Below are 11064 nucleotides of genomic sequence, written 5' to 3'. Positions count from 1 at the left end.
CTCCGTTCGACAAACATATCCGCCTTACCTGCGCAGCTCTGAAGCTTTTTCACAAAATCCTCTGTCCTAAAGCAATAAACTATGTTACCCTGAAAATGGATCAGATGATAAAATAACTCTGATCACATAACAAGATCGAAGGTGGTGAAACCTATGGGTACAAAGGATACCATCACCAAAGATTACATGGCTGACAACCCACAGAGAAGCAAAGCAATGGCCCTCCACATCCGGAGAATATCTCACCGGCTTCTACAAGGATGACCGGCTGATTCCGGTCATCACCGTAGTCGTATACTTCGGCTCCGATACCTGGAAAGCTCCCAGGAGCCTCCACGAAATGCTCTCTGTCCAGGATTCCGAGATCCTTTCTCTGGTCCCCGATTATCGGATCAATCTCTTCTCACCTGCTAAGATAAAAGATGAGGAACTCAATAACCTCCAGAGCAATCTACGGGAAGTCATGCTCTTCATCAAATATGTCAAAGACAAACGGAAACTTAAGGAGCTCACGTCCGAGAACTCCGGTTTCCAGTCGCTCGAGCTCAAAGCAGCCCGGAGCATCGATTCCATAACAGGTATCCATTTACGTTTCACGGAAACAGAAAGGAGCGTTAATATGTGTCAGGCTGTTCAGGAAATGTGCGATGACGCACGCGCCGAAGGTCATCTGGCCGGACGTACTGAAGGTCTTCAGGACCATGCTTTACTTGCTGCACAGCGCATGCTAGAGGATTCCAGATTCTCACCTGAAGATATCTCCAGATTTTCAGGGTTGCCACTTGAGGATGTTCTGAAATTGCGGGAGAAATGATGATTGAGAAAATGCTCAGGAAGCGTGAGGCTTCCTGAGCATTTTAAATTTCTTTAGCATTCTCAGCCAACACCAGGAACCCAAAACAGCTCCCATCATACATCCAACCCCATTGTGGATAATATCATCAAACTCAAACAATCCTCGGCAGGTGATCAACTGCAATAGTTCTATCACAAACGATGTTCCCATTCCAATCACCAAACCTCTTTTCCAGCTGATTCTCTTATCTAAAGCACCTGGCAATAAACAGCCATACGGCATCAATAATATGCAATTTAGAATATTTTCCTTCAGCATCTCGTTGTCATGATATACAAAAAATGCTTTCCAGGACCAGAATATATGAAGTTCATATTGAGGATATGCCTGTGGAATGCGAGTAAAAACTGTAGACTCCAATACCGTCCAAAGAAATATATAAATTGCGATATACGCCAGACTTTGTGAAAAGTTAATTCTGTTACTTTTGTATGACTGTTTTATGATCCGGCTAAAACACAATAAAAATACGAAAAACCAACAACCCCCTGTTATTCCCCAACTGGGATTGTGCTTAGTAATTGTTTTATAAATATCCATTTAAATTTATAACTTATCTTTTAATCTCTGTAAAAGATATCTCTTGTGTATACTCGTTCTTTTACATCATCCAGACATTTATCATATCTATTTGCAATAATCGCCTGACTCTGCTCTTTAAATGCCTCAAGATCATTTACAATTTTACTTCCAAAAAATGTTGTCCCGTCCTCTAATGTCGGTTCATAAACAATAATGGTGGCTCCTTTGGCTTTAATGCGCTTCATCACACCTTGTATAGAAGACTGACGGAAATTATCTGAATTTGATTTCATGGTAAGACGATATACACCAATTACAACCTCTTTTTCCATTGAAACATCATAAGTATTTTCATCACCATAAGCATAGTATTCTGCCTTCTGTAAAACTCTGTCGGCAATAAAGTCTTTCCTCGTTCTGTTAGATTCTACAATGGCAGACATCATATTCTGTGGAACATCTTCATAGTTTGCCAAAAGCTGCTTCGTGTCTTTCGGCAAACAATATCCACCATATCCAAAGGATGGATTATTATAATGAGAACCAATACGCGGATCCAGACATACTCCGTTAATAATCTGCTGTGTATTCAGTCCTTTCATCTCAGCATAAGTGTCAAGTTCATTAAAATAAGATACCCTCAGTGCCAGATATGTATTTGCAAAAAGTTTAACCGCCTCTGCTTCAGTGAATCCCATAATCAAAGTATCAATGTTTTCTTTAATTGCACCTTCCTGCAACATTCCTGCAAAAGTATTGGCTGCCTTTACAAGCCTTGCGTTCTGTACATCAGTTCCCACGATAATTCTGGATGGATATAAATTATCATATAGCGCCTTTGATTCCCTAAGAAACTCTGGACTGAAAATAATATTGTCACAATGATACTTCTCTCTGACACTGGCTGTAAAACCAACTGGGATCGTAGACTTAATGATCATTACCGCATCCGGATTATACTGAATCACTAGCTTAATAACTGCCTCTACTGCAGAAGTATCAAAGAAATTCTTCTTACTATCATAATTCGTCGGAGCGGCAATGACAACAAAATCCGCATCCTTATATGCCTCCTCTGCATCCAGTGTAGCTGTCAAATTTAATTCTTTTTCTGTTAAGTACTTCTCAATATACTCATCCTGAATCGGACTGATTCTCTTATTAATTTTTTCTATTTTTTTCGGAATAATATCAACTGCCATTACTTCATGATGCTGTGATAACAATGTCGCTATGGATAAACCAACATATCCTGTTCCTGCTACTGCAACTTTCATATTTTATGCCTTTCTTCATTTATCATAAAATGAAACTAAAATTTGAATGTTTCCTTAAGTCTCTGCCATTTTTGATCTTTATCTGACAAATTAAGCTTCGTTCCATCATTCAACGTATATCCTTTTCCAGATGCTGTACCGTTATATTCTCCCTTCAATTCCGGCCAAGTAATTCCAATCTCAGGATCATTCCATGCAAGACCACCTTCATCTCCTGGATGATAAAAATCGGTACATTTATAACAAAACTCTGCCATGTCACTTAACACCAAGAATCCATGCGCGAATCCTTCAGAAATATAAAATTGTTTTTTGTTTTTTTCAGTAAGTTCAACACCATACCACTGTCCATATGTTCTACTGTTAGCTCTTAAATCAACTGCAACATCAAATACAGATCCTCTGATAACCCTTACAAGTTTACCTTGCGGATATTGTTTTTGAAAATGAAGTCCTCGTAATACCCCCTTAGTACTCATACTTTGATTGTCTTGAACAAAATGCAGATTAAGCCCAGCTTCTTTCATATCATTAAGATTATATGTTTCCATGAAGTAGCCTCGTTCATCTCCGTGAACAGCAGGCTCAATCACATATAATCCTTCAATTGATGCTTTTGTTACTTTTATCTGTCCCATTTCTATTACTTCCTTTTTTAAATCTTGTTTATATTGTCAATGAAAAATCTATCTCTTAATATTAATAAAACACCAACATAACTCAATCCGCCTGTACAAATCAGAACGCATAATGAAACAATACCGCCTGAGAACTTCGTTTTCAATGTCTCTACAAACAATAGCATGATACTTCCAGATAAGAGATACTTCCAACAAGGCACAAAAATCTGTTTGGCATTCAATTGTTTCTTTGATATACAATATATAATTTGAATAGCAGTTCCTATTGTTTCCGCTACAATTGATGCAATTGCTGCGCCAAACACCCCGACTCTTGGAATCAATATAAGATTCATACAGAAATTTACAATTGCCGCTATAGTAACTGCTGCGGTATAAACATTTTGCTGTTTGGTAGGTATCAGATAAGATATTCCAGTCACATATGCTAAACTCACAACCAATACTAAAATGGAAAAAATACACAACAGCCCTATTGCATCATCAAAGCCAGATCCCAGAAATAAAGGTATAAATACCGATGAAACCCCCATCAAACCAAACATAATAGGAATCGCAAGCAGCCACACAACCCGAAATGCCTGATATACATATCTTTTTGCTTCATCAAGATTAGACTTTTGAAACAGATTAGCTACTCGTGGAAGAACAACCGTACCTATAGAAGTTACAACAGTCATTGCAAGGCGCGCGATTCTCTCTGATTGTTCATAACAACCATTAGCATAATCTGAACCAGTAATCCATCCAATCATACTCTTATCAAGAATCGTATATACTTGAATTGCAATAGATGGTAAAAAAATCAATAAAATATCCTTAAACCCGTCAAATGGATTAATTCTTTTCACAAAGCATATGTATTGAGGCATCACTCGCCACATCGAAAGACTTCCTAAAATCTGGGCCAGCATCAAAATCAGTACATATTTCCACGTATCATTTGCTGTCTTTATAAAAATAAAAATTCCACTAAGACATATAATCCTGACTATCAAATTTCTTATTACTACACTTTTAAAATCCTCAATACCTTGATAAAACCACGAAATATCAAATGTAACATTTAATATACTAAGTGCAATAATAATGTTAATCAGATTTAATCCTTCAAAAAAAATTGCATATATAAAATATAAGATGAATGAAATTAAACTCATAACACAACGGAAGAAAAAGGTATTCCAAAATACTTGACTCATTTCTTCTTTATTGTCGCGATAATACGCAATTTTTCTTTGCCCATAAATAGTTGAACCTAATGCAGCCAGCAAAGTAAAATATGTAACCATTGCTGATGCATAACTGTATTTTCCAATGTTATCCGCACCCAAAACTCTTGAAACATACGGAGTTGTCACAAAAGGAACTAACAAAATTAATACCTGAAAGGCAGAGTTATATATAAAATTTTTCTTTACACTAATAGATTTATTATCCATTAAAATATCTTCCTGTTCTATTTTGTTTTTGTGGAGTAATTCTCATTTTTAAAATAACACTTACTAAAATTGCTATAGCAATTAAATACACCCAAAATGTATGTACAAAATAATACTCAAACCATCCAAGAGAAAAAGCTGCACAAAATAAAGCAGATAATGCTGTCAAAATATCGTTTCTTTTTGAAAATACTTCATCCATGAAACTTGTTATAAATACCCATAAAATATTTAATAAATTTCCTATTATCATACCATTATATAAATATAATGTTCCAACATAAGTATTAACATTTGATGTAATACTTATATCACGTATTGAACTGAACCCAAAAGTCTGCCATACTGTATTAACTGTGTCAATAGATTCTCCAAATCCAAATTTAGCCATAAAATTAATAAATGGAGCCAATGTCACATTATCCAAATGTTTGAATGAATATACATTATGTGTAGATATATTTTGACTAAATGATTGGACACCTGCTATTAGATAATCAATTAATTTAGAACCAATAAACTGATAAGTATCAATTTTTAATAATATATCCGGATCATAAACACTCATTTCAACTAAATATACACCAAAAAATACCATAATTCCCACAAAAGCAATTGTAATTCCAGCTTTTAGTGAAATTTTTATATCTCCATTTTTTAATCTCAATAAAATACTGGCTAAACATGGAATAAATACAATACCCTTTACAAATGTAAGTATATTTGGAATTAAACAAAGCAACCCTAGAAGAATGTTTTTTTTGGATATCTTAGCACATCCTAAATAATATGCTGTTGCAATCATCATAAATAGCCGAATATAAAAATTCAATCCAGCCGAATATTGATTTTGAAATTGTTCTTGTACAACATAGTACATCTTCGGAAATCCACCTGCTAAATAAATAAAATGAGTGACGGAGTACATTGCTGCAAACACACATATAATATTAAATCTCTTTTCATGTTTACTCATAAAAGTACTTTCACATGAACTTTTTAATTTAATACCATTAAATGACACTTTTTTCGCAAATCTACTTGCAACAAGATCTGTTAATAAAGCAATAACAATAAATACCGTTAATATCATCCAATATTCCATGGTTGCGGTTTCATATTTTAACCAAAGACATGCTATAACTTGTACTCCAGTTATTACAGAAAATGTAATAATCAAATAATTTGATACAGTAAAAAAAGATTGTCTTAATGTTTTGTTTATCCATAATAAAACTATCATTATTACAAGAAATACAATATACTCCAGTATCATCACACCCAAATTATCACCTCACAATCATATTCTTTACATCATAAAAATAATGCTACAAAAAACTCCCTTATTGCTCCTTTTTTTCCATTAAAATAATTTTCAAAATCTCCATTTTTCACATGTTTTTTTATAATTTTAATACGTGTTAATCTTTTTAAATTTTTATCACTTTCTACTAAATCTTTCCAAAACAAAATGCAAGCGTTTAATTTTTCTTGTTGCTGTTCAGAAAACATATAACCCATTTTATCTTTCAATTCAATATATCTGTTATATCGAATGATATGTGTCTCTTTAATAATTTTAAAATTATTTAGATAACTCTTTATTCTCGTTATTGAAGTTACGTTGCTCATACCGACAACATTATCTCCATGCTGTCGATATAGAAGTAATTTATCCTGACATGGGACAAGCCCCCCTCTGGCAACAGCTTTCCATGCAAGCCACCCATCATGAAGCCAACTAGATGGAATTTTCTCATTTTCTGAAAATAACTCCCGCTTAAATGCCATTGCTGCGCCCGTAACAAAACAACGGTTCAACATATATTCAAACCACTTATTTTCTTCAAGCATTTCGGTAGCAATTCCTACAGACTTCCACATATCACAATTCAATAGTTTTAAATTCTGATCTACTAATTCACCATTCGTAAATACAAGCAATGCTTTATTGTTATTTTCAAATATTTTGAGAATAATTTCAGCTTTGTTATTAACCCAAACGTCATCCTGATCAGATGTGAAAATTATATTTTCTGAACATCTTGAAATCGCATTACAAAAATTTTTAGTAACTCCATGAGTTCCTGTATTTTTCACAATTCTATATTTAACAGAACAATGACTTAATAAATTATCAACAATCTCTAAAGTCTGATCCTTTGAACCATCATCACTAATAATAATTTCTTTTGGCGGAATAGTCTGAGATAAAATACTATTTAACTGTTCTGCTATGTACCGCTCGCCATTATATGTACATAGCGCAACACTATAATTACAATTTGCTTTCATTTCCCTTCATCCTCTATATTTTTATTCACAATATAAATTCAAATCTATTTCCAATATCTTTCAACCAGAAAATTAATAGATTGGCTACACCATTTCTGTTTTCTTTGACTGGCTATTTTTCCTGTACTCTGATTTTCATTGTGAATTATTTTCAAATTTTTATCATAATATGATAAAAATTGATTTTCTTTTAACTTTTCAGCAATATAAAGTTCTTCACCATACATAAATATCTGAATACTATCTTCTAGGAATTTATCAATGCACTCTTTTCTTAATATAACTACACTTCCATGAACTCCATATACATATTCATTTTCCTTACGCGTTTCCGTATGACTGATTTTGTTTTTTATATCCGATAATGCATAATACAATCTGTATAAGAAATAATTTGCATATACCACTTTTCTAAATTTCATCAGTGCATTTCCTGGTCTGGATAAAGCAAACGGATTCTGTTGTTTTCCTGTTACTTTTAAAGTAATATCTGGTCCTATACATCCTATTTTAGAATCATAATGATTATCCAGAAGTTTTGAAAAAAAACTATCTGATACAAAATCAATATCTGTATTTGATATAACAGCCCATTCATATTCCTCGCCAAACTCTTTAAAACCATATAAACATCCATGTAAATATCCCAGATTTTCCCCTGGCTCAAATATCTGTGAGGATATTTTAATTTCATTTAAATCATTTATTAGTTTCTTTACATTCATACACTTATTGCATGTAACTAAAAGTACAATTTTTTCAGAATCTTTTTGTCTGCTCAATTTATCTGCAAAGTCTAATACTTCCTCTTCATTATCATAACAAATGACGGATACTGCTATTTTATACATTGTGATCATTCCTTATTCTTGATTACTAATTACATCCTTGCGATTTCTTCCATTTGAAGAACAGTATTAATCGCATGAATGAGTTTATTTCCATCTAATCTTTTTAACAAATGTCGAAACCTGTATAAAATCTTCACAATTGGATAAATACATGGACGATACTGAATATGCATTTTACAATACGCTTTATGAAATCCAAATGTATTGATTTTATATTCCTGTACATTCGTCTCATGATTAAGGCTTCTGCTATCACTACTTATATATTTAATTTCAGGTTTGTTCATCCATAAATTCAAAACAAAATCATATAAAGCATCCGATGGACGTAGTGCCATATATTCTGGATTAAACTTCGACATATTAATTTCAAAATATTCCTGATAGCAAGTACAGATAAAAAAAACAATTAAACTGTTTGTTTCTAATTCAAAAGCACCATAATAGAACATATTTTTATTTTTCCTATTTAAAAACTCATCTTTTATAGACTCAAAACTTCTGAAATTGTCTGCTTTTTCATATCGTTTATATGCAGCTTGATAACAGGAATACATTTTCTCTATCTCATTATCTTCAATTTTCCTAACATAACACTTTTTGAACGCCTGCCTAATATGTTTTCTAGTGGATTTCGATAATTGTTCTATCTCATATGAACCAGTTCTAATAATATACCAAAATTGAGTTGCTAATTCACAATCGAAATCCGAAATCCATCGAGCAAGCAAAGGATATCCCCCCACCTGAATTTTTGTCAAATTTGGGAATTTCTATTGTTTCATGCGGTGCTATATCTGGAATTAACGCATGATTATAATATATCCATTTAGTTTGCATTTTTTTCTTCCATTCATTCTATCCAATTAATTTCTTTCCTCATCGGTTTTACTGGAACACCAGCGTATAAATATATGATTCTCTGGTTCTGCCTTGGTAAGTAAACTACCATACCCAACAACGCAATGATTACCAACATTAACACCCTTTAATACGGTACTATATGAACATAACCAAACATGATTACCAATATATACAGAATCCGCTTTCTTCTTCTGCCTTCCGTTTTGAATAACTGTATGTCCATCATTGTTTTTTACAGTCACATTCCATCCCAAAACAACATCATTACCAAAAACTATATTTTCATCTGTACAGTCAATAGTAGTAGAATAATTGCATCGAAAATGATCGCCCAATACAAGTGACGAATTATTAACTAACAAAACAACTCCCTGTGATAATCCAACTGTGCCTTTCAGAATAATTTTTCCTCCATTAACAATCCGAATCAGACCTTTTTTACTTTCTCTACATCCATTCGCAGAATCTCCAAATCCGATTCTCATAGATGCTGTTGATAAATTCTTCTTTTCTACAATAAAATTGTCACGTGTCACCCCCCAGTTTTACATTATAAGATACGATAAATGGCATTTTTATTGCACTTTTTACGGGTAATACTTTAAAGTTAAAAATTACTGTTTTAGGAATGCTAAGCAATATTTTAACAATATTTTCTCTGATAAAGTGTTTTGTGTATTCATTCATTTTCTATTTTCCTTTACATATCGTTTCTTTTTATATAAGCCAAATGTCATATTTCTTATAGTGTTTACTAAGCTACATATAGGATTTTCTTTTTCAGCAAATCGAAACAATCTATAATGCCATTTAATCAGTTCTTTATATCCATGTGTACTGATACTTCCGCTTCTTCCACGTCTGTATTCTGCCAAAACTTCATCCAATAAATAACATCTGGTTTTTTTGCATATCTTCAACCATATTGCATAGTCGTTATTCTTCTTTATATCTGCAATCTGAATCAGACCGATTTTTTTTCGATCATACATAACTGTCAGACATCCCGGCCAACAGTAATTAAACATTCCTGTTTTAGATATCACTTTTGGTCCTGTAACAATTACATTTGTTTTATTTCCATCAGCATCTATTTCTTCATAATTGGTATATGAAAAATAATATCTATTTTTCATCATAAAACAAATTTGCTTTTCCAGTTTTTCTGGTTTCCACAAATCATCCGAATCCAAAAACGCAACCCATCTTCCATTAGCTTCCCTTAACGCCCTATTCCGACTAACCGCTGCTCCTGAATTTTTTTCATTTTTTATATATCTGATTCTTGGATCCTTTATTTTTCCAATCACTATGTCAGTATTATCTGTTGAACAATCATCCACAATAATCAATTCCCAATTGTGGTATGTCTGATCAATTACTGATTGTATTGTTTCAGTTATATATTGTGCTGTATTATAAGACGGCATTATAATTGACACTAAATCACTCATGTTATTTCCCACTCTTTATTAAAATTTCTTTTGCCATTTCTTGTTTTTCCAGATATTCTTCCAAGCTAATCTTACCTGTTCTCAACAGATAATCCCCAAAATCCTCTGCCGTAGCCATATCATCCTGTGAAATGCCTTCCTGCTTGATAAATGCCTTTTTGACTGTTTCTAAAATAATGTTAATATCTTCTATCAGCCCAACTTTTTTGATATATTTCTGATCCCACTCCAATTTATCTTCCCAGGTAATCGCATTTCGCCCATTAACCTGTGCCAGTCCTGATAAGCCAGGTTTTGCGGTATGACGCATTCTTTGTTCATCCGTCATAAATACCATATCCCTTACCAGCTGAGGTCTTGGACCAATTACTGACATCGTTCCGTTCAGGATGTTAAAAGCTTCCGGCAGCTCATCTAGGCTTGTCTTTCTTAACCATGCGCCAAACTTCGTCAGTCTTATTTCATCAGGAAGCAGATTTCCTTCTTCGTCTCGTTCATCTGTCATCGTACGAAATTTATACATTTTGAAAATCGTTTCTCTTCCGTTCTTATCTACCAAACCTGGACGATCCTGCGTAAAAATAACTGGTGATCCCAGTTTTATTTTTACTAAAAGAGCAACTCCTGCATAAATCGGACTAAAACATAAAATTGCCGCAGATGCACATATTACATCCATCCCTCGTTTTATATACTTCTCATAAAATCCCATCTTACGGGGTTTAATCGCACTCATTAATTCAGCAGTATATGTAGTCTTATCTGCTTCCTTTTTCATTGCATGTGCTGTTGTCGCAGTCGTTACTGCTGTACTTCCTGCCAGAAGACCCAATTTTTTCTTTTTAGACACAATCTCATTCCC

At 33.4% G+C, this 11064-nt stretch carries 13 protein-coding genes; 1 reads left to right on the top strand and 12 read right to left on the bottom strand.

The window, feature by feature from the left end; genetic code table 11:
- The first annotated feature begins 166 nt into the window (after positions 1-166).
- Positions 167-814: an Rpn family recombination-promoting nuclease/putative transposase gene (locus LI091_RS15065; RefSeq protein ID WP_320442622.1), complete on the top strand. Its 648-nt coding sequence runs from the start codon at positions 167-169 to the stop codon at positions 812-814.
- 15 nt (positions 815-829) lie between these two features.
- Here LI091_RS15065 and LI091_RS18670 read toward each other — a convergent pair whose 3' ends face one another.
- The 12 genes from LI091_RS18670 to LI091_RS15005 form a co-directional block, all read right to left on the bottom strand.
- The gene (locus tag LI091_RS18670; RefSeq protein ID WP_021651080.1) at positions 830-1396 is read right to left on the bottom strand and encodes a VanZ family protein; all 567 of its coding nucleotides are present in this window, start codon (positions 1394-1396) and stop codon (positions 830-832) included.
- 20 nt (positions 1397-1416) lie between these two features.
- On the bottom strand, positions 1417-2655 hold the full coding sequence (locus LI091_RS15055) for a nucleotide sugar dehydrogenase (protein ID WP_021651079.1): 1239 nt from the start codon (positions 2653-2655) through the stop codon (positions 1417-1419).
- Between the two features lie 35 nt (positions 2656-2690).
- On the bottom strand, positions 2691-3293 hold the full coding sequence (gene rfbC / locus LI091_RS15050) for a dTDP-4-dehydrorhamnose 3,5-epimerase (RefSeq protein WP_021651078.1): 603 nt from the start codon (positions 3291-3293) through the stop codon (positions 2691-2693).
- Between the two features lie 17 nt (positions 3294-3310).
- Positions 3311-4738: a flippase gene (locus LI091_RS15045; protein WP_265191313.1), complete on the bottom strand. Its 1428-nt coding sequence runs from the start codon at positions 4736-4738 to the stop codon at positions 3311-3313.
- On the bottom strand, positions 4731-6014 hold the full coding sequence (locus LI091_RS15040) for a DUF6337 family protein (protein WP_265191315.1): 1284 nt from the start codon (positions 6012-6014) through the stop codon (positions 4731-4733). Before LI091_RS15040 ends, LI091_RS15045 begins: the two co-directional genes overlap by 8 nt.
- A gap of 38 nt (positions 6015-6052) precedes the next feature.
- Positions 6053-7033 carry a glycosyltransferase family 2 protein gene (locus LI091_RS15035; protein ID WP_021651075.1) on the bottom strand — a complete coding sequence of 327 codons (981 nt, stop codon included), beginning with the start codon at positions 7031-7033 and terminating at the stop codon, positions 6053-6055.
- Between the two features lie 44 nt (positions 7034-7077).
- Positions 7078-7884: a hypothetical protein gene (locus LI091_RS15030; RefSeq protein ID WP_265191312.1), complete on the bottom strand. Its 807-nt coding sequence runs from the start codon at positions 7882-7884 to the stop codon at positions 7078-7080.
- Between the two features lie 29 nt (positions 7885-7913).
- Positions 7914-8645 carry a hypothetical protein gene (locus LI091_RS15025; RefSeq protein ID WP_147420720.1) on the bottom strand — a complete coding sequence of 244 codons (732 nt, stop codon included), beginning with the start codon at positions 8643-8645 and terminating at the stop codon, positions 7914-7916.
- Positions 8646-8750: 105 nt separating this feature from the next.
- The gene (locus tag LI091_RS15020; protein WP_147238608.1) at positions 8751-9284 is read right to left on the bottom strand and encodes an acyltransferase; all 534 of its coding nucleotides are present in this window, start codon (positions 9282-9284) and stop codon (positions 8751-8753) included.
- Positions 9274-9435 carry a hypothetical protein gene (locus LI091_RS15015; protein WP_021651071.1) on the bottom strand — a complete coding sequence of 54 codons (162 nt, stop codon included), beginning with the start codon at positions 9433-9435 and terminating at the stop codon, positions 9274-9276. The genes LI091_RS15020 and LI091_RS15015 overlap by 11 nt, the downstream gene beginning before the upstream one ends.
- Positions 9432-10202, bottom strand: a complete 771-nt coding sequence (locus tag LI091_RS15010) for a glycosyltransferase family 2 protein (RefSeq protein ID WP_021651070.1) — start codon at positions 10200-10202, stop codon at positions 9432-9434. Before LI091_RS15010 ends, LI091_RS15015 begins: the two co-directional genes overlap by 4 nt.
- Before the next feature lies 1 nt (position 10203).
- Entirely contained in the window at positions 10204-11052 is an 849-nt protein-coding gene (locus LI091_RS15005; protein ID WP_320442621.1) for a sugar transferase, read from the bottom strand.
- Positions 11053-11064: the final 12 nt, after the last annotated feature.

It is taken from the genome of Blautia sp. MSK20_18 (assembly GCF_020553125.1).
In the GTDB taxonomy this organism is placed as follows: Bacteria; Bacillota; Clostridia; order Lachnospirales; family Lachnospiraceae; genus Blautia_A; species Blautia_A fusiformis.
Note: the sequence above shows the minus strand (reverse complement) of the source record. Positions and strands in the feature narration are given on the sequence as shown.

What these genes read in the sequence shown, in the direction of transcription:
- LI091_RS15010 (WP_021651070.1), bottom strand. Translation starts at nt 10,202, where the DNA reads ATGAGTGATTTAGTGTCAATTATAATGCCGTCTTATAATACAGCACAA.
- rfbC (WP_021651078.1), bottom strand. Translation starts at nt 3,293, where the DNA reads ATGGGACAGATAAAAGTAACAAAAGCATCAATTGAAGGATTATATGTG.
- LI091_RS15030 (WP_265191312.1), bottom strand. Translation starts at nt 7,884, where the DNA reads ATGTATAAAATAGCAGTATCCGTCATTTGTTATGATAATGAAGAGGAA.
- LI091_RS15045 (WP_265191313.1), bottom strand. Translation starts at nt 4,738, where the DNA reads ATGGATAATAAATCTATTAGTGTAAAGAAAAATTTTATATATAACTCT.
- LI091_RS15040 (WP_265191315.1), bottom strand. Translation starts at nt 6,014, where the DNA reads ATGATACTGGAGTATATTGTATTTCTTGTAATAATGATAGTTTTATTA.
- LI091_RS15055 (WP_021651079.1), bottom strand. Translation starts at nt 2,655, where the DNA reads ATGAAAGTTGCAGTAGCAGGAACAGGATATGTTGGTTTATCCATAGCG.
- LI091_RS15035 (WP_021651075.1), bottom strand. Translation starts at nt 7,033, where the DNA reads ATGAAAGCAAATTGTAATTATAGTGTTGCGCTATGTACATATAATGGC.
- LI091_RS18670 (WP_021651080.1), bottom strand. Translation starts at nt 1,396, where the DNA reads ATGGATATTTATAAAACAATTACTAAGCACAATCCCAGTTGGGGAATA.
- LI091_RS15015 (WP_021651071.1), bottom strand. Translation starts at nt 9,435, where the DNA reads ATGAATGAATACACAAAACACTTTATCAGAGAAAATATTGTTAAAATA.